At 44.3% G+C, this 18,205-nt stretch carries 18 protein-coding genes; 9 read left to right on the top strand and 9 right to left on the bottom strand.

Annotated elements, in window-relative coordinates; translation table 11 throughout:
* Positions 1–197: 197 nt before the first annotated feature.
* The 9 genes from B0X70_RS06135 (at position 198) to B0X70_RS06095 (ending at position 7,107) form a co-directional block, all read left to right on the top strand.
* A complete protein-coding gene (locus B0X70_RS06135) occupies positions 198–680 on the top strand; it encodes an MSMEG_0572/Sll0783 family nitrogen starvation response protein (protein ID WP_036776840.1) in 483 nt (160 codons plus the stop codon).
* Positions 681–709: 29 nt separating this feature from the next.
* Positions 710–1,717: a Nit6803 family nitrilase gene (locus tag B0X70_RS06130; protein WP_217471138.1), complete on the top strand. Its 1,008-nt coding sequence runs from the start codon at positions 710–712 to the stop codon at positions 1,715–1,717.
* 23 nt (positions 1,718–1,740) lie between these two features.
* Positions 1,741–2,838: an MSMEG_0568 family radical SAM protein gene (locus B0X70_RS06125; protein WP_217471137.1), complete on the top strand. Its 1,098-nt coding sequence runs from the start codon at positions 1,741–1,743 to the stop codon at positions 2,836–2,838.
* Positions 2,839–2,850: 12 nt separating this feature from the next.
* Positions 2,851–3,411 carry an MSMEG_0567/Sll0786 family nitrogen starvation N-acetyltransferase gene (locus B0X70_RS06120; RefSeq protein WP_217471136.1) on the top strand — a complete coding sequence of 187 codons (561 nt, stop codon included), beginning with the start codon at positions 2,851–2,853 and terminating at the stop codon, positions 3,409–3,411.
* On the top strand, positions 3,408–4,463 hold the full coding sequence (locus tag B0X70_RS06115) for a sll0787 family AIR synthase-like protein (RefSeq protein WP_217471135.1): 1,056 nt from the start codon (positions 3,408–3,410) through the stop codon (positions 4,461–4,463). The genes B0X70_RS06120 and B0X70_RS06115 overlap by 4 nt, the downstream gene beginning before the upstream one ends.
* On the top strand, positions 4,451–4,741 hold the full coding sequence (locus tag B0X70_RS06110) for an MSMEG_0570 family nitrogen starvation response protein (RefSeq protein ID WP_036814154.1): 291 nt from the start codon (positions 4,451–4,453) through the stop codon (positions 4,739–4,741). The genes B0X70_RS06115 and B0X70_RS06110 overlap by 13 nt, the downstream gene beginning before the upstream one ends.
* Positions 4,742–4,753: 12 nt before the next feature.
* The gene (locus tag B0X70_RS06105; RefSeq protein WP_217471134.1) at positions 4,754–6,091 is read left to right on the top strand and encodes an MSMEG_0569 family flavin-dependent oxidoreductase; all 1,338 of its coding nucleotides are present in this window, start codon (positions 4,754–4,756) and stop codon (positions 6,089–6,091) included.
* A gap of 316 nt (positions 6,092–6,407) precedes the next feature.
* Positions 6,408–6,788 (top strand): type II toxin-antitoxin system RelE/ParE family toxin, encoded by a 381-nt coding sequence (locus tag B0X70_RS06100; protein WP_011145550.1) that lies wholly within the window; start codon positions 6,408–6,410, stop codon positions 6,786–6,788.
* A complete protein-coding gene (locus B0X70_RS06095) occupies positions 6,769–7,107 on the top strand; it encodes a helix-turn-helix domain-containing protein (protein ID WP_011145549.1) in 339 nt (112 codons plus the stop codon). The genes B0X70_RS06100 and B0X70_RS06095 overlap by 20 nt, the downstream gene beginning before the upstream one ends.
* Before the next feature lie 306 nt (positions 7,108–7,413).
* Here B0X70_RS06095 and B0X70_RS06090 read toward each other — a convergent pair whose 3' ends face one another.
* From B0X70_RS06090 to B0X70_RS06050, 9 genes are all read right to left on the bottom strand, one after another.
* A complete protein-coding gene (locus B0X70_RS06090) occupies positions 7,414–7,680 on the bottom strand; it encodes an aminotransferase class III-fold pyridoxal phosphate-dependent enzyme (RefSeq protein ID WP_246593454.1) in 267 nt (88 codons plus the stop codon).
* 252 nt (positions 7,681–7,932) lie between these two features.
* On the bottom strand, positions 7,933–11,115 hold the full coding sequence (locus B0X70_RS06085) for a non-ribosomal peptide synthetase (RefSeq protein WP_217471133.1): 3,183 nt from the start codon (positions 11,113–11,115) through the stop codon (positions 7,933–7,935).
* A gap of 9 nt (positions 11,116–11,124) precedes the next feature.
* The gene (locus B0X70_RS06080; protein WP_217471132.1) at positions 11,125–12,351 is read right to left on the bottom strand and encodes a cytochrome P450; all 1,227 of its coding nucleotides are present in this window, start codon (positions 12,349–12,351) and stop codon (positions 11,125–11,127) included.
* Positions 12,348–13,544 carry an ATP-grasp domain-containing protein gene (locus tag B0X70_RS06075; protein ID WP_217471131.1) on the bottom strand — a complete coding sequence of 399 codons (1,197 nt, stop codon included), beginning with the start codon at positions 13,542–13,544 and terminating at the stop codon, positions 12,348–12,350. Before B0X70_RS06075 ends, B0X70_RS06080 begins: the two co-directional genes overlap by 4 nt.
* Positions 13,510–13,872, bottom strand: a complete 363-nt coding sequence (locus B0X70_RS06070; RefSeq protein ID WP_246593453.1) for an MbtH family protein — start codon at positions 13,870–13,872, stop codon at positions 13,510–13,512. Before B0X70_RS06070 ends, B0X70_RS06075 begins: the two co-directional genes overlap by 35 nt.
* On the bottom strand, positions 13,865–14,635 hold the full coding sequence (locus B0X70_RS06065) for a thioesterase II family protein (RefSeq protein WP_217471130.1): 771 nt from the start codon (positions 14,633–14,635) through the stop codon (positions 13,865–13,867). The genes B0X70_RS06070 and B0X70_RS06065 overlap by 8 nt, the downstream gene beginning before the upstream one ends.
* On the bottom strand, positions 14,632–14,811 hold the full coding sequence (locus B0X70_RS06060) for an MbtH family NRPS accessory protein (protein ID WP_036814158.1): 180 nt from the start codon (positions 14,809–14,811) through the stop codon (positions 14,632–14,634). Before B0X70_RS06060 ends, B0X70_RS06065 begins: the two co-directional genes overlap by 4 nt.
* A complete protein-coding gene (locus tag B0X70_RS06055; RefSeq protein WP_217471129.1) occupies positions 14,808–16,454 on the bottom strand; it encodes an ATP-binding cassette domain-containing protein in 1,647 nt (548 codons plus the stop codon). Before B0X70_RS06055 ends, B0X70_RS06060 begins: the two co-directional genes overlap by 4 nt.
* On the bottom strand, positions 16,451–18,205 hold the full coding sequence (locus tag B0X70_RS06050; protein ID WP_217471128.1) for an ABC transporter ATP-binding protein: 1,755 nt from the start codon (positions 18,203–18,205) through the stop codon (positions 16,451–16,453). The genes B0X70_RS06055 and B0X70_RS06050 overlap by 4 nt, the downstream gene beginning before the upstream one ends.

The following is an 18,205-nucleotide window of genomic DNA, read 5'->3' as shown; positions in this document are numbered from 1 at the left end:
TACGAAAAATCCTAATTCCCTAGTAGTTCGAATTATCTCCATGAAAAATATTTTTATAAAAATTAAATGATATTTTTCAATGTGATAAGAATTAACTTCCGCTCCAAAATATAACTTGGCACAGCTCTCGCATTAATACAGTCAGACTAGACTACATGTTGGTTCATTCCCAAATAACATTGAACTAGGAGTTGGTTATGCCAAACATTGATATCGAACAATATAAAGACGGCGATTTTCTTGTCGATTATGAAGAAAAAGTGTTTGAGGACGTCAAAGCCCAGCCAGGTGAAAAGGCATTGGTGACTTTCCATACCGTTGCATTTGAAGGATCAATTGGCTTGGTCAATGTGTTACAGGCAAAACGTCTGTTGCGCAAAGGCTTTGAAACCAAAATTTTGCTTTACGGCCCAGGCGTGCAATTGGGTGTACAACGCGGTTTTCCAACTTTAGGGGCAGAAGCTTTTCCGGGTCATCTGGCCGTCAATAATCAGTTGAAAGCCTTTATGGCAGAAGGAGGCGAAGTCTATGCCTGCCGCTTTGCGTTGCAAGCGTTATATGGGCAAACCGAAAAAGCGCTTATTCCGGGCATTCGGCCAATTAATCCATTGGATGTAATGGATTTAAGACTGCTGATGCGTCGTGACAATGCCTTAATCATTGATACCTGGACTGCCTAAGTAAACATAAACTATAAGGGGATAAGGTTATGAACCGAATAATTAAAGCTGCCGCTGTGCAATGTAGTCCAGTGCTTTATAGTCAAACCGCAACGGTAAAAAAAATCTGTGACATTATTTTAGAGCTTGGAAAACAAGGAGTGCAATTTGCAGTCTTTCCTGAAACCGTCGTGCCTTATTACCCTTATTTCTCCTTTGTACAACCGCCATTTGCTATGGGTAAAGAACATTTAAAGCTGTTGAATGAATCGGTGGTTGTCCCTTCCGAAGCAACTTTAGCGATTGGTCAAGCCTGCCTTGAAGCCAACATGGTGGTGTCGATTGGCATTAATGAACGCGCGGGCAGTACGATTTATAACGCGCAACTGTTATTTAATGCCGACGGTTCAATCATTCAGCATCGCCGCAAAATTACCCCAACTTACCATGAACGAATGGTGTGGGGACAAGGCGACGGCAGTGGTTTACGCGCCATTAATTCTGCGGTGGGACGTATTGGTTCGCTGGCATGTTGGGAACATTACAACCCATTGGCGCGTTTTGCTTTGATGGCTGATGGCGAACAAATTCATGCTGCCATGTTTCCCGGTTCGTTGGTAGGACAAGTCTTTGCCGATCAAATCCGCGCCACCATTCAACACCATGCTTTAGAGTCTGGCTGCTTTGTGGTCAATGCCACCGCATGGCTGCATCCCGAACAACAACAGCAAATTATGCAGGATACCGGCTGTAATATCGGTCCAATTTCAGGAGGATGTTTTGCCGCCATCGTTTCTCCCGAAGGCAAACTCCTGGCTGAACCGATCACACAAGGTGAAGGTTATTGCATTGCCGATCTGGACTTTAGCCTGATTGATAAACGCAAACGCATGATGGATTCGATTGGACATTACAGCCGTCCTGAATTGCTCAGCTTATTGATTGATCGTCGTCCAACACAGGTATTACATGAACTGAAAGTTGAAACATCAACTCAAAGTCATCTCGAAAAGCTCTCAAAATTTAATGAAGAACATGCCGAAACCGTATTGATGTAAACCCGATCGATAGGGGGTTAAAGATGTCTGCAACACAACTATTAACCAATTTGCAATTATTAACCGATTTGCAATGTAATGGTCTGAACTGGGAAGGCGATTTTGGCTTGTCCCGTAAAGGCGGCGCAGGGCCAAGCGATCATAAGGCGCTGAGCCTTGGCGGGCAGACCATGATGATTCCTGTGCTGAACCTTGCGGCACAAGATTCTCCCTACACCGCAAAGCCTGAACCGCACTCTGACAAGGTAGTTGTCTTTAAAAACCGAATTCCTGTGGCGACCTTAACCGCACCTGCACGACCACGTTTTTATGATTTAAAAACCGCCGAAGGCATTGCCTACGAACAAATTGCGACCTTACATAGCCGTGATGTATTGGCGACAACGGTGTTACAGCATTGCATTCGTATGAAGGACAAGGCAACTGCCTGCCAATTTTGTTCGATTGATCAGTCTCTAAAAGAGGGGCGAACCTTGCCCCGTAAACGCCCGGAACAATTGGCTGAGGTGGCGAAAGCCGCCGTTGAACTGGATGGCGTCAAGCAAATGGTGATCACCACCGGTACGCCAAACACGGGAGATCGCGGCGCCAAAATTTTATATGACTCAGTTAAAGCGATTAAGGCGCAAGTAGATTTGCCGATACAGGTACAGTGCGAACCACCTGATGATTTTGCCTGGTTTCAACGTTTAAAAGATGCAGGCGCGGTGTCGATCGGCATGCACCTTGAGGCGGTAAGTGAACGTGTACGGCAGAAAATTATGCCAGGCAAAGCCGAAGTCTCGTTGGCAAAATATTTTGCGGCATTTGAGGCAGCCGTTGCGGTGTTCGGTCGAGGACAAGTCAGTACCTACATTTTGGCAGGATTGGGCGACACCGAACTGGAAATCGTGGAGATGACCGCCAAACTAACTGAAATTGGGGTATATCCATTTGTGGTACCGTTTGTACCGATTCAAGGCACACCATTAGAGCATCACCCTAAACCTGATCAAACTTTTATGCAGTCGCTCTATCCGAAAATTGGACGGCAACTCAAACAACATGGTTTGAACTCCGAAAATACCCAAGCAGGCTGTGCCAAATGTGGCGCTTGCTCTTCGCTGAAAGCATATGAATAAGGAGAATGTGATATGAAACCTCACTATCCTTGGCTGCTTGAGCAAAATAAAGTGCTGAAACAATTTGTTAGCGATGACATTGCCATCAAAATTGTGTCGGAAGATTGGGAGCGTCGCCAATATTATCGCTTGCGTGAAATGACCTTTCGCGATGAACAGAAAATCTTACAAGAAGATCGTGACGAATACGATGTTAAAGCATTAGGCATTGTTGCCATTGAGAAAATGTTTGGTGAGCATGATCGAGTGATTGGCGCGGTACGGATTTTCCCGGATGGCGAACAGACATGGTATGGCGGGCGTTTATGCGTAGAACCTTTATATCGACGTCGCCATATCATTGGTAAAGCGTTAATCAATACTGCGGTATCGACCGCCAAGAACTTGGGATGCCGTACTTTTTTAGCCACCGTGCAAAGTCAAAATGAACACTATTTCCAAAGGTTGTGTTGGGATAGTTTACGTCAGTTGACCATTGCCAACATTCCACATGTGCTGATGCAGGCACAGATTGAAAACTATCCATTACCGCATGTCCCGATGCAAGCCTATATGCAAAAGGAGACGCAATGATGGAACTCAATCAATTACTCGAAATGTTAAAACATACGCCTGCTATGCAGTCCAAACAGGCAATTGCTCACCATGTTTCAATTAACACAACTTGCCATGTGGATTCATTGGATAGCTTATATGCCTATCCCGGAGATGACACGGCGGCAGTGCCGCTAAATGGTCAATATGTATTACACGCCTGTGAAGGCATGTTACCCAGTTTTGTTGCCGATCATCCTTATTTTGCCGGATGGTCAGCGGTCATGGCGAATATTAGTGATATTGCCGCAATGGGTGGTCGGGCATTATCAGTGGTGAATAGCTTTTGGCATACCAGTAGCGAAAGTGCCCAGTTGTTAATGCAAGGTATACAGGATGCTTGTAACGCTTATGGTGTGCTATTGGTCGGTGGGCATACCAATCTTGGCGCAGTTTATCAGCCCACTTTATCAGTTGCGATTCAAGGCATAGCGCGAAAACTACTCTCGGTGTTGCATGTCAAACCACAACAAAAAATTCTGATTGCTTTAAATCTAAAAGGGCAATTCCACCCCAATACCACTTATTGGAAATGCTTTGAGCGTGTGCCTGACCGCATTTTACAGTCACAAATTGCCTTGTTGCCGCAATTGGCGGAGACAAATCTGGCTCACGCCGCCCGTGATATTAGCAATGCCGGTATTCTAGGCAGTTTGTTGATGCTACTCGAAGCGACAGCATCGGGGGCGCAGATCAACTTAGATGCCATTCCCAAACCTGATGATGTGGACTGGTTTAAATGGCTACAAATCTTCCCCAGTTTTGGTTTTTTACTGACGGCCGATGCAAATGAATGTGAAGCAATAATCGAACTGTTTCACCGTCAGGGCATTGCTTGCGCGGTGATTGGTGAAACCAATGTCAGTGGTGTAGTTGGCGTACAACAACAAAAGCGACACGGCATATTTTGGGATTTTAACCGCCAAATATTCACCGGTTTTTGTTATGCCGATGCTTTAAAAAAGTTACAGGCTCAATCCATACCGATTAAATCTAAAAGTCAGCAGGAGTCGATGTTATGCCCAGTGTGAATTTTACTGTGAAATGGCCTAATGGGGAGCTGATTCAATATTACTCACCCTCAACGGTGATTTATGAATATTTGTCCATTGGTCAACGTTACCCAAGCACGGAGTTCTTACATCAAGTTGAAAATGGTCTGCATGCCGCATCGGAAAGGGTACGGGCGCGTTATGGCTTTTTCTGTAGTTCGGCCGTGGACAATCTGGCGATTATCAAACGCCAAGCCAAATTCTTCGGGCTAAATCCAGAAGATCAAATTGAAGTTATTGAAATGACGAATCAATGAGAGGGATATCCCATGTTAAGTATCCAAAATCAAATGTTACAGCCAAATTACGATGTGGTCATTGTTGGTGGTGGTCAGGCAGGTTTATGTATCAGTCACTATTTGCAAAAAGCAGGCATTAACCATGTAGTATTGGAAAAAGAATCCGAGTTGACCCATAGCTGGCGCCATAAACGTTGGGATAATTTCACTTTGGTGACACCGAACTGGCAATGTCTATTGCCTGAACATCCTTATCAGGGGAAAGATCCTGACGGCTTTATGAAAAAGCCTGAAATTGTGGCATATCTTGACGAATTTATTGAAAAAACTAATCCTCCCGCCATCTTAAATATTCAGGTAGAACATGTGAAAAAAGTGGCGGCACATGAGTTTGTCATTGAGACCAATCACGGTATAACCACAGCCAAACAGCTTGTCGTTGCAGCAGGAGGATATCACACCCCAATTTACCCAAAATTAAGCGCTGCCTTGCCTAAACATGTGAAAGTGATGCATTCGGAAGAATATTTAAATGCAGACCAACTGCCAGAAGGTGCTGTATTGGTCGTTGGGTCAGGACAATCCGGTGCGCAGATTGCCGAAGATTTACATCTGGCAGGCAAAAAAGTCTATTTATCGACCGGCAATGCACCACGTTGCGCTCGCTTCTATCGTGGTAAAGATGTGGTGAAATGGTTGTTTGATATGGGGTATTACGAAACTACCGTCGAAAATCATCGCTATAGTGAAGAAGTGCGTAACAGCACCAACCACTATGTCACAGGGCGTGACGGCGGGCGTGACATTGACCTGCGTAAATTTGCCTTAGAAGGTATGCAACTGTTCGGACATTTTAATGACTTTAAAGAGGGTCAATTTTGGTTTAGACCAAATTTATCGGAAAACCTGGACCTTGCCGATACCACTTATAATCGCATTAATGCCTCAATTGATGAATATTTAGAGAAAAACAATATTGCAACCGACGAACCTGCATCGGTATATCAACCTGTTTGGCAGCCTGAGCAGGAAATCACACACATTGATTTAGCAAAAGAAAATATTACTTCCGTGATTTGGTGTATTGGTTTTAAACCAGACTATTCATGGCTTGATTTAGATATTTTTCAAACCAATGGTTATCCCAAACATGACCGTGGTATTACTATCGATCCGAATGTCACATTTATTGGTTTGCCGTGGTTATATACATGGGGTTCTGGACGTTTTCTGGGGATCGATCAGGATGCCGCCTATGTGGTGCAACATATTGAGCAACAAATAAGTCAGCAAAATATACATATACCACCTACTCTAATTAAAGGTGCTAAATCTAAAATCAAAGATAAAAGAATATCTCAAATGTGAAATTCCTAACTTCACCTGACAGAATATTTTTAAACGCTTATTTTTTTAATAAAGAGTCTGGTTGCAAAAACGGGGGTGACCATAGATTTTTACGGAGAGCATAAAAAACCTTGGGGCATTTATGTGGTAAAGCAGCTAAAGAAGCCACTTTAACGTATAAGTATTGGGCCGATAATGGGTAATAGTCCGGTTGAATTGCCCACTTTACCGCTAAATAACTCAAGTGCCCCAGACTTTTTTATGCTCTCCCCTAGTTGCTGAGTATACCATTTCTGGTATACTGAATTCACACAATACCAGAAAAGGTATAAACAGGATGGAGCAACAAAGTGAAAAGCTGCTAGTGTGGATAGGCAGCAGCAAGAAGGACTTGCTGAACTTGCCGAAGGACGTGCAGCGCTTCTTTGGCTTTGCCCTAGACTTCGCGCAGCGTGGCGAAAAGCATGATGCTGTGAAGGTGATGAAAGGGTTTGGTGGTGCCGGCGTTCTGGAAGTGTTGGAGGACGACATAGGTGGTACCTACCGAGCGGTGTATACGGTGAAATTTGACGAAGCGGTCTTTGTGCTACATGCCTTTCAGAAGAAGAGTAAGCACGGCATAGCGACGCCGAAAGAAGATATGGACATCATCCGTAATCGACTGAAAGTGGCCGCTGTGATGGCCCAGGAGATGAAAAATGAAAGAGAAAACCATTAATGGCGTAGCAGTTGAAATCAGCTCCGGCAACGTGTTTGCCGATCTGGGTTTCCGTGATGCCGAAAAGCACAAAATTAAATCCGGCTTGGCCTTTGAGATCATCAAATCTATCAAGCGTCTGGGGCTGACACAAACTACTGCTGGCGAACGTATTGGGATCAGCCAGGCAAAAGTATCCCACCTGTTCCGGGGCGATTTTTCCAACCTGTCAGAACGTAAGATGATGGAGTGTCTGAATCGGCTGGGGTGTGACATCGAGATCACTGTCAAGCCGACTACTGCCCAAACCGGGCATTTAATTTTGGCACATAGCGGGTAAGGTAAATTTGCCCATCTCTGATTAGCGGTGGGTAAAGACCAAACACATTGAAAGTTATAGAGAGCATAAAAAACCTTGGGGCATTTATGTGGTAAAGCAGCTAAAGAAGCCACTTTAACGTATAAGTATTCATGGGCCGATAATGGGTAATAGTCCGGTTGAATTGCCCACTTTACCGCTAAATAACTCAAGTGCCCCAGACTTCTTTATGCTCTCATTTTTACGCTCTCCTGTGGAAGAACCCCCAAATTTGACGATCAATTTAATCGAGGATCTAAAATATCTATTACTTTAGCTAAGACTTCATCAACGCTCCACATAAGCATCCATCACAGGCTGACGATGATCCTTATTACCTGTCAAACTTAATGAGGTTCCTGTCATACCGTGAAAACCATTGGTAAAAGCAACGACTCGACAGCGTTGGGTTACTTTACGTGCAAGCTTAATCGCCGATTCAACAACACTGCTACCAGTCGGTGAAGTAAACTGTAGTTTATAGGTCAACTCTCTGGGTACCAGAATGTTTTCTTGAAAAGCGGTGATAAAGTCTTTTTTCGCTTTAGTGTGCAAATCCAATGCACCTTGAATACCATCTTCATTGATGTACTGAAAGCCAGTTTTAGTGCGTAATGGTTATGCCCATAATTCAACGCCCCTGCACAACTGAGAAAATCAAGATATGGCGAGCCATCTGTTTAAGTTCTCCTCCAAACGTTTTCTGAATGAGGCTAATGTAAGTCAGCCTCGTAGATTAGATTTCTGCGTTTACAGCAACTAAAAACTGTGAAATCAAATACCAAAAAATTAACTATCCGACGATAATTAAATAATCTGCTCGGATACAAATGCTATGTCTTCTATCTTTTCACTAAGTCGTTCGGCCAACGCTAAAGCGAATCCCGTGCCATAACGTTTTTCATCTGCTGTCACATTTATTAAAATACCTTCGCCTTTCAAATCATTTATCAACTCAACCCTAATCGGTAAGCTGGTATGGTCACGCATATCTTCATCACTATTCACCAACCCTTGCTCTAATAACTCATTGCGAGAATGAAAATGAACGTAGCTAAATGCAGCCTCGAAGGGTGGCCCTCCTAACATGGTTTGTATTTCTGAATATGGAAAGCGTCTAAAGGGCAATATTTCTTTTTCAGCATCGAAAGACTGTCTTGCCAGTGCCTGCCAGTTATTAGCAGAGTCAAGATTCAACTTTATCGGAATATGATTAAGGAACAGTCCAAGAGTTAAATCCGCACCTTCCATCTCAGTCCTACCGTTAACAGACATCCCTGCAACAAAGTCAATATCTTGTAACTGATGAGCTGTTGTCAGATAGAAACCAGCAAAAAACATACTTTTTAACGGAATGCCCCAATCTGATACATTTTTTAGCAATTGCTTCACTGTTCGTTCCGGCAAGACCGATACTGCTTTCCTATAATCAGTATCTTGATATCTATCCGTTTTTCCTTTAGCTAAATATTGACTAAAAAACTGTTTCGCCTTGTCGTTACTTAGCGCTTCACGCTCAAGTTTGACAAACTCTGACAATGGTGCTGGTTGCTCCAATAAAACAGACTCGCCAGCTAAATTGGCTTGATACAATCTCAAAAGCTCAAGGATAAAAACAGACTCACTCCAACCATCAAGGATCGCATGATGAAAGGCATAAGCTAACCGAAATTGCCCTTCATTCAATGTCGCCGCATGTACCCTCATTAAAGGAGCCTCTTCAGGATCAAATGGTTGGCTTAACTCAACCATTACCTTTTCGTGACGTGCAGCCAACTGTTCATCATCAAAATTTGTGTAGTTTTCCACTATAAGTGGCAATGATGGTAGTGATTCAACCAATTGCATCACTTCACTAAAAGAGGCCAAATCAAATCTTGTTCTGAGAACTGGGTGCCTTTTGGCGATTGCCTGAAGCGTGTCGTGAAATATTTTTTCATCCAGTGGCAAGTTGACATCCCGAGCAATAACATCAAGGTAGATTGCTTTACCACTGTATAATCCCTCAAACAGCATCCCTAGCTGCAATCTCGTCGCTGGATAAGCAGTTTCGATATTAACAGGCAACCTTTGCTTATCCGTTTCATTTATCAATGGGTTATCATTCTGCTGACTGAGAGCTTCTTCTGTTCGTGCCAAACCGCGGCAAACCCCACACAATGTCGGATTGCGAGCTAGTCCATTATCTGTTTGTTCTGGGAGCACCAAATCTTTACACATCGCCCTAAGCGTCGAGGTACGAAATAAGGTAGAGAGTGTCAGATTGAGTCCTCGTTTTTCAGCTTCCGCGATAACCTGAATAGCCAATAACGAATCGCCTCCCAACGCAAAAAAATCAGCATCAGGCACAACGTCAAATGGCCCTAGAATTTGTTGCCAGATCTCTGCCACCAGCGCTTCTGTCACGGAGAGTTCACTGGATACCACCTCTTCTAATCTCTCAGCCTCTTTCCAACCCATCAAAAATCGACGATCCACTTTACCACTGCTTGTTAAAGGTAGCTGTTCATGCTGGATAAACTGACCAGGCCACATATAGCTGGGTAACAACGTTTGAACACGAGTGATGATAGCTTGCTCAACATCAGTGCTTTTATGAGTTGTATGATCAGTGTGAGTTGTATAATGGGCGACCAGTTGTTCAACATGGCGATCACTGTCAATGTTCAGCACAACACAAACAGCGCTCACATCCTGGCAGCTTTTTATTGCATGCTCTACTTCTGCCAGCTCAACTCGATGCCCCCGCACTTTGACCTGATCATCAAGCCTGCCCACAAACTCAATCAGTCCATCATTCGACAATACGCCTTCATCACCAGTAGCAAACATTCTGGCTCCTGGTTGGGTAGAGAAAGGATCAGGTAAAAAACGCAGGCTGGTTAGCCCAGGTTGATATAAATACCCCCGTGCGACAGACTGTCCCCCAATATAGATTTCACCACGCTCACCTGGCCTGACCGGTCTTAACATCTCATCCAATAAGTACATTTCCGCATTGACGATAGGCTTACCTAAGGGAGATTTTATCGCATCAATACTTAATGATGACATAGAGTAACTACTCACCAAGGTCGTTCCTTCAGTCGGGCCATATACGTTATTAAATAAAAAGTGTTTGCCTAATTTCTGCTTCCTAGACAAATATTTAAACGCATGAGTGACTGACATTGCATCGCCGCCAACAAGCAATTGAGGTACGCTATCCAGAGCCTCTTCGCGATAATCTACCAATACGTGGAATAAGGCAGGTGTCAGTAGCAATATCGTAATCCCATGTTCAACAAGGCATTTCGGTAGCTCATCAATGGCTTGATATGAAGGAGAAGCCAATACCAATGCCGCGCCATTAGTCAATGCTCCCCATATTTCAAAGGCAGAAGCATCAAAAGCCGCCGGCGCTAACTGCAATATTTTTTCATTAGGTCCGAAATGAACGTACTGCTGCTTCTGGCTAACGAGGTTGGCAACACCATGATGAGTCACTCCCACTCCTTTGGGGCGTCCTGTACTTCCCGAAGTATAGATAACATAAGCTAGCTGTTGACTGGTAACTTGTGGCAGGGTTTTTGGCACTACAGACTGGATTTCATCGATATAAACAGTGGCAACATTTTCAATGACCGTTGAATCTTTCATCATGGTTCGAGTCAACACCAACCTTGCACGCGAGTCCGTTATCATATAACGAAGTCGCTCAGTCGGATAATCGGGTGGTAGTGCTAAATAAGCAGCACCAACTTTAAGCGCAGCCAACATCGCTATGATCATGTCAGAAGAGCGCTCAATATAGATTCCAACCACATCTTCAGCCCCGATACCCGACTCCATTAGTCGATAGGCAAGTTGGGTAGCACGGTCTTGCACATTTTGGTATGTCATTTCTATATGATGTGCACTAATGGCGATCTTGTGAGGAGCATTCTCAACCATCACATCAAATTGTTCATGCAGCACTATTCGTTCATGCAACACTATGCGTTCTTTCATTATTTATTCCTATGAATAATGTGCAGCAGTCAATTTGACTGGCAAGCGATGGTAACCAGATAGAAAAGTCGAATAGATAGGGCTGGGTTCTCCACACAAAGAGATCTGATCAACAAGCTCCACAAGCAGTGCAGTAATTTCTATTCTGGCAAGAGCGGCACCAAGGCAGAAATGAGCCCCATATGAAAAAGAAATATGCCGATTATCACTCCGATTCAGATCAAGCTGATTAGGTTTAGTAAAGACAGCTTCATCGAAGTTAGCAGACCAATTCCAAACAATGACAACATCACCAGCCCTAATCTGCTGACCGCCTAATTCAACACCTACCGTTGCGGTCCGACCACCATGTAAGGCCGGCGTGGTCCATCGTAACAACTCCTCTACTGCCTTACTAATTTCTGCTTCACCACGTCGCAATTGAGCCCAGCATTCTGGATATTCGGCAAATGCTTTTATGATGCCTATCAATGCCAACCGAGTTGTTTCATCGCCACCCAGTAACACGCTATAGCAATTGAAGACTATTTCTTCTTCTGTTAATGCCAAGGAGTTTTGAGTCATTGCTATCAGGTTACTGACAAGATCATCTTCCAATGGCTCGATTTTGCGAGTCTGAATACATTTATAGAAATACATCAACACTTCATTTCTGGCGAGTCGGGTATCTACTTTATCAACTGACAAAGAGCTCGAAGCCAGTGCTGCACTTGCATTGACAAATAGTTTTGCTCGATCAGATTCTGGAATTTTCAAAATATCACATATAGCCGCTAACGGAATATGTGGAGCTACATCAGTGGCAAAGTCACATTGCCCGGATGCTACCGCATTATGTACAAGCTCATGCATCGCATTTTTGATTCTTTTCTGTACCGACATCAGGTTCTTAGGGCTGAAAGACTTTAACAACTCTTTGCGGATTTGACGGTGTCTGTCTCCATCAGACACTGCAAGCATGCGACCACCCGCTGTGTCTCCATCATGTAACAGTGTAGCCATGACATTTCCACGAACAGAGGTAAAGGTTTGACTATCACGGTAAACCCGCATAGTTAACTCATGGGTGCTGACAACCCAAAATCCTGATTGACCATTGACCGCAGGATGCCAAGCGACAGGTGACTCATTACGTAATTGCCGCCAGATGTTATCTATATCAGGACGTAAATGAGTCAGGGGGTCAGTGAGATTTATGTTATCCGGCACTTTAGCTACATTTGAAATAAGACTCATATCGCCCCCAATTCATGCGCATTAAGAATTTGAACTTCTTCACTGTCCATAAATCGAAGATGAAAACGCAAGCACTGCCCCATACGCTGATAAATATCCAGAAATGCCTTATGGTTATCCACTTTGCCCAACACCATGTTAATTTCATTGGTTTGTGAGCCACCCGGCAAAGTAGTTCCTGCCCACACATATGGGCGATATGACGATACACCATCAAGAGAGAGAAGTTCATCTTCCCCATTAATTCGGAGAATTTCACATGGACGTGTTGGCGCAATATGGCAGATATTGAAATAGACGCGTTCAGGATTGAACACAGGGAAATCAATCATTTTTCCCAGCGCTAATCGTGCAGCCATTTCAAGCAGGCTAATATTGAGGCTGATTTTGGCCATCTCGTTAATACCCCCACCCACTCGACCATTTACTTCAATGATCCTGGGGCCCTGCTCAGTCAACTTCAGTTCGGTATGGGTGATCCCCCGATTAACTCCTAACACTTTGATGGCACTTGACGTTAATGCATAGATTTGGTTTTGTTCACTATCACTTAAGACTGATGGCCAGATATGACCATATTCACGAAAAGGGGGACTAAGTGGCATCTTGCCGGTCACATTTATATGCTTAATCTCTCCGTTAACCACCAAGCTTTCAACCGAGACATAATCGCCAAAAGGCAACGATGGCCGCCCCTGGAGGAACTCCTCTAATACCAGTGAACGACCACCATCAAATCCAATCTGTTTATTTGAAAGCAGTTTTTCTACCAGTCTCTTTCCTGTTTGCGGATCTTCAATAAGATAAGTATCGATGCTGCCACCACCATAGGATGGTTTTAACACTGCGGGAAGACAAACCTGTTCAACAGCTTGCTCCCAATCTGACACAGTGTTAATGAGGTAGAATCTTATCGATTCAATGCCAGCCTCTTGTAAAGCCACTCGCTGCTTATTTTTGTCAGTAAGTCGATATACTGTTTCGAGATCGTGAAAAGGCAAATTCAAGTGTTTTGCCAGCATAGCTGTAAGACGTAAGGCACGCTCACTAAATGTCACAATCCCCGCAGGATTAAGGAGAGCGAGTTCTGATACCGCCCTTGCAATATCAGAACCATCAACTACGTGACAAAATCGTGAGAAGTAGGATATGCGCTCTCTATGTGTGTTCGTTTGAATTGATAACAAGTACAAGTGGTGCAACCCCATTCAATTCAGTGACAATATCTTTGGGAAGGGCTGCGCCTTCATCATAAATCACTATCAGGGGTTGATTATCAAAGGATTGTGGGACATTACGCAGAGAAGCCGGGCGCATATCGGTCCAAACTTCTTCAATCCATTTTTTACATGCTTCTTGCGTTCCACTAAAACCGATCGCTCGCCATCCGGTAGCGAGAGGCCATTCGGAATGAACACAGGCATATTGCTCTTCATCATTTATTACAACCAAATATTCATCCGTCAAACCTTCAAAACTGGATGAATACTTCATTTGTGTTTGGGTATTTTCATCACTCATTAGCGCAGACTTCCTTTTTTAAGCAAGTTTGACGGATACACAAATAAATGTCGTAAAGCTGATCTCGATAATAGAAGTGATCTCCAGGGAACATGACTAATTGGCAAGAATCATGTGTCAGCGATTGCCACTCTTGTAAATGATATGGACTCACCCACGGGTCACGATCACCGCCAATGGCTAAAATAGGGCAATGTACCTTGCCACTGGCTTGTTTGTGCTCAGCCACCAACAAATAATCAGCACGCAATACAGGCAACATGAGATCAAGCACATCCTCATGAAGCAGTTTCTTATCTTCATTTCCTATATTGGTTTTTAGCTCTTCAATCCAAGCTTCCCGGCTCATGCGGAGTATCTCTTCTGGCACCATGCCATTCAAATGTGGTGGACGTGCTGCTGATAAGACCAAATATTCAACGGTTCGGTTAGCTTGTTCTAAAAGTAATGCCAATTCATGACATAACAATGCTCCCATACTATGACCAATAAGAAGAAGAGTACCCTGTGTATGCAGCAATACATCTTTTGCCGCTGTAGCCGCTAAATCTCTTATACATAAAGGGAGTGGTTCAATACTTCGAGAACCTCGTCCCGGATACTGAAGCACCAGTACCCGATAACTATCTGCCAGCAGTTGCTGAACCCAGTCGGTCATAGAATAAGCACTGCCGCCGCCAAAAGGCGCAATCACAACAGTCATTGTCGTTTTCTCTTGATCGCAGTAATTCCATAATCCTGGCGTCAGTTGAACACGTTTCATTCCAACGTCTCTCCGGAAACTTTCAATTTGGGATCACGCCAATATGTAGCTATCCAATCCAGGCATTCTTGTTCTGATCCCGAAAAACCCACATTTTGCCACCCTACCGGTAATGTCCGACCTTCTGGCCAAATGGAGTGCTTATCCTCTTTGTTACATACCACCCTGTAATTCATGATGTTTCGCTCCGCCGTTTGATAGTCACCACTTGATCCGCCTGAGCAAGCAGGTCAATATTTTGCGAGGCTACAATCCAGATCCCCGGCCACTTTTTAGGTAGTGCTGACCATATGGCTCTGGCTGTATCAGTATCCAGAGATGAATCGCAATCATCGACGACATAAACTTCGGCTGAATGACATAGCATACGGGCCAATGCCAAACGTTGGCGCTGGCCTCCTGATAACTGTTTGACACTACCGGAACCCAGCACAGTATCAAGCCCTTCAGGAAGATCAGATGAACCCGGTTTCAGATATACTGCCGTTAACGCCCACTCCATAGTTTCATCACTGATAGCGTCGTTACCCAGTGCCAAGTTATCTCGAACAGTACCGCCAATAAAGCCAGCACCCTGACGGGCATAAGTAACTTTAGGGCTTTGCCACCAATCAACGTCTCCACAAACTTCTTTGTTATTCCAAAGCACACTTCCTGATAAGTGTCGTTCCAGCGCGAGCAGACCGCGAAGCATACGACTTTTACCGGAACCCACTTCTCCATTAACGACAATGAGTTGATTGGGTGTAGCTGCAAACGAAATAGGTTGCGTATCGCTATTGCAACAAAGCCCCCTCACCGTCAGTGATTTCAGTATGTCATCAGCAATAGGGGCTTCGCTGACAGGCTGCTCTGTCTGTAACAGTGGCTGAATTCGCTCGTAGCAGACATCGGCATTTTTATAGTTAGCCAATGCGCGACCAAAAAAGAAGATCTGCTCACTGACCCAACCGATATAAGTCAAAAACAGAGCCAATTTACCAATAGTGAAATCACCACTGACAATTCGGGTACTGACAATAATCAAGACAATAGAGGTACCTAGCATCACGATGTTACGAAATAGCCCCGACAGCAGATCAGTGAACATTTGATGCTTTGCCTGCACCGCCCGACGACGTTCAAAACTTGCCGAAAGTCGCTCAATATGCAGATCCAACTTTCCACCAAGGCGAAGGTCACGGATTCCTGCCAATATGTCGGTGATACGACCCGCAATTTGGCCTTGATATTGACGTTTCTCTTCCTGTAATGCTCCGACCTTATGTTTGAGAGCTATACCCAGCCACAAACCACCAACCATCGGTAAAAGCGCCAATGTCGTCACAATGTCAGTACTCAGCAACACCACAAGTGCTATCAACAATAGTACCGCCCGGTAGAAGAAATCCGCTGTCCAGCCGAGAAAAGAGGCTACTTCATCACTGTCATTACGAATACGGTTGAGCATATCCCCTTGAGAAAGACGCAGATCCGCGCCAGAGTGACCGCAATTTATTCCCTCCAGAATGCGTTGTTTAAGATATGCGCTGACCTTAAAAATAAGGGTAAAATCAATCTGTAAGCCAAAAATCAGTATCACTGAGCGTAATACCATCGAGCCTACCGCCAATACCAATAGCCACCAAACCGCTGAACCTGCGGGATCGACAACAGCACTATCAAGAAGCCGGCTGATGGCAAAACCAACGACCAAAGGTAAGCCGTGGATCAGCGTCCATATAACCATGCTGATGAAGTAAAGAAAGGAAAATCTGCGCACTAAACTCAGTAAAGAAGGCAACATTTTTGATGGGAAAAAGTGGGTTAACCCCGTCATGATATAAGTTCCCTATGTTTTGTTAACGTTTTGATCCCTGCGCCATGAAGGACTTCCTCGACACGGCCTTCATTCATGATAATGATTTGGTCAGCAGTGGATAATGTATGCAGGCGATGGGCAACGATGATCACGGTACGATTAGCGCTAATTTTTTCCAGTAATCTCATCCAACTCTGCTCAGTGCGAGGATCTAATAGCGAGGTGCCTTCATCGATAATGATTAATTGTGCGTCTTGAAGCATGGTTCTTACCCCGGCAATCATTTGGACTTCCCCTTCCGACAATGAACGCCCCCCAACCCCCACCAAAGTATCCAGCCCCTCTGGTAATGTCTTCGCCCATTTATGGATCTCTAACTCTTCGAGCGCACACCAAATTGCATCATCTGAAATGCTGTTATCGAACAGAGTTAAGTTTTCGCGTAGTGTTGCTGAAAAGAGATACGCTTTTTGGCTTAACACTGCCACACGATTGGAAAATTCATCAGGATGAATGGAAGTGACCTCAACACCAGCAAGAGTAACCCGTCCGCTATCAGGCTGAGCCAACCCACACATGAGATTGAGTAATGTGCTTTTACCTGCCCCCGTGCGCCCAACAATGCCTACTTTGCTTCCAGCGTCCACACTGAAGCTCACGTTATGTAAGACTTGCTTACCCTGACTTTCATAGCGAAAGTCAACCTGATCAAATTGAACTGACAGGGGGCCTTCAGGTAGCTGATTCTCTACACTGTTGTGATTGACTTTCTCCTCATCTCGCAACATCTTGACTACCAGTGATAAGGTCGCCATCAATTGTTGTACCTGATCTACCTCCGAAGACATCTCTTCCATTGGCTCTCTGAGTCGGTCAACATAAAGATAAATCATGGTTAACGTACCAATACTGATACTGTTATGACCGAGTAATTGCAGCCCAAATCCAAAACCCAGGCCAAAACTCAAGGCAAAAAATAGCTGGGTAATCGGCCAAAATATGCGTCCGCTGACATAGGCTTTACGTTCTATTTTTAATAAGCCAGAAAGCATCTTCTGTAGTTGCAAAGCAGGCCAACGGCTCCTTCCCAATGAATGCAAATCATCTTTCGCGGCAAGAGTATCGCCGATAAAACCAAATATGTGGGCTCTCTCTTCACGGGCTTTTTTCCATCGCACTACTGCAAGGTTAGTAAGTTTCACCAGAACATAAGCCACAACGAGAACCAACACGGTAATTGCGATACCGACTTCTGGGATAATAGAAAACAAAATCACCAAAGTACCTAATGCTAATGCGATATTTCCTATAATCCGGAATCCAGATTCCGCAATAGTTTTTCCAATGATGTCCGCATTCCCCTCAATCTTTTCAAGGAGCTTACCCTGAGCTTCACTTTCAATTTGCAGGATAGACCGATTGTGCACAACATGATGAAATAGCTGACGCCTAAGTGCATCGGCAATACCCCAACCTGCACTGGTACTGCAATAACTGGTAACCAGACCAGCGATAACACCGCCAAAAGAGATGATTGCGTATCCCAAAGCCAAGAGGACCAGTTCATAAACGAAAGTACCTGCGGTAGCTTTATCGATGTAATGACGGATCACAAATGGCCCCACTAAATCGCAAACAAGTGTGGCAATTAATGCCAGGAAAGTGCCAATAATGGCTTTTTTCATTGTCCGGGCGCTCTGCCAAAGCAACTTAAAACCTGTTAATGGGTTAGGAGAGTTCATACCTTGCATATTCGTTTGTATCTTCAT

Source organism: Photorhabdus akhurstii (assembly GCF_019090985.1).
Lineage (GTDB): Bacteria > Pseudomonadota > Gammaproteobacteria > Enterobacterales > Enterobacteriaceae > Photorhabdus > Photorhabdus akhurstii.
Note: the sequence above shows the minus strand (reverse complement) of the source record. Positions and strands in the feature narration are given on the sequence as shown.

Excerpts from the sequence above, each read along its gene's own strand:
- B0X70_RS06135 (WP_036776840.1), top strand. The coding sequence starts at position 198 with ATGCCAAACATTGATATCGAACAATATAAAGACGGCGATTTTCTTGTC.
- B0X70_RS06130 (WP_217471138.1), top strand. The coding sequence starts at position 710 with ATGAACCGAATAATTAAAGCTGCCGCTGTGCAATGTAGTCCAGTGCTT.
- B0X70_RS06125 (WP_217471137.1), top strand. The coding sequence starts at position 1,741 with ATGTCTGCAACACAACTATTAACCAATTTGCAATTATTAACCGATTTG.
- B0X70_RS06120 (WP_217471136.1), top strand. The coding sequence starts at position 2,851 with ATGAAACCTCACTATCCTTGGCTGCTTGAGCAAAATAAAGTGCTGAAA.
- B0X70_RS06115 (WP_217471135.1), top strand. The coding sequence starts at position 3,408 with ATGATGGAACTCAATCAATTACTCGAAATGTTAAAACATACGCCTGCT.
- B0X70_RS06110 (WP_036814154.1), top strand. The coding sequence starts at position 4,451 with ATGCCCAGTGTGAATTTTACTGTGAAATGGCCTAATGGGGAGCTGATT.
- B0X70_RS06105 (WP_217471134.1), top strand. The coding sequence starts at position 4,754 with ATGTTAAGTATCCAAAATCAAATGTTACAGCCAAATTACGATGTGGTC.
- B0X70_RS06100 (WP_011145550.1), top strand. The coding sequence starts at position 6,408 with ATGGAGCAACAAAGTGAAAAGCTGCTAGTGTGGATAGGCAGCAGCAAG.
- B0X70_RS06095 (WP_011145549.1), top strand. The coding sequence starts at position 6,769 with ATGAAAGAGAAAACCATTAATGGCGTAGCAGTTGAAATCAGCTCCGGC.
- B0X70_RS06085 (WP_217471133.1), bottom strand. The coding sequence starts at position 11,115 with ATGAAAGAACGCATAGTGTTGCATGAACGAATAGTGCTGCATGAACAA.
- B0X70_RS06080 (WP_217471132.1), bottom strand. The coding sequence starts at position 12,351 with ATGAGTCTTATTTCAAATGTAGCTAAAGTGCCGGATAACATAAATCTC.
- B0X70_RS06070 (WP_246593453.1), bottom strand. The coding sequence starts at position 13,872 with ATGAGTGATGAAAATACCCAAACACAAATGAAGTATTCATCCAGTTTT.
- B0X70_RS06065 (WP_217471130.1), bottom strand. The coding sequence starts at position 14,635 with ATGAAACGTGTTCAACTGACGCCAGGATTATGGAATTACTGCGATCAA.
- B0X70_RS06060 (WP_036814158.1), bottom strand. The coding sequence starts at position 14,811 with ATGAATTACAGGGTGGTATGTAACAAAGAGGATAAGCACTCCATTTGG.
- B0X70_RS06055 (WP_217471129.1), bottom strand. The coding sequence starts at position 16,454 with ATGACGGGGTTAACCCACTTTTTCCCATCAAAAATGTTGCCTTCTTTA.
- B0X70_RS06050 (WP_217471128.1), bottom strand. The coding sequence starts at position 18,205 with ATGAAGATACAAACGAATATGCAAGGTATGAACTCTCCTAACCCATTA.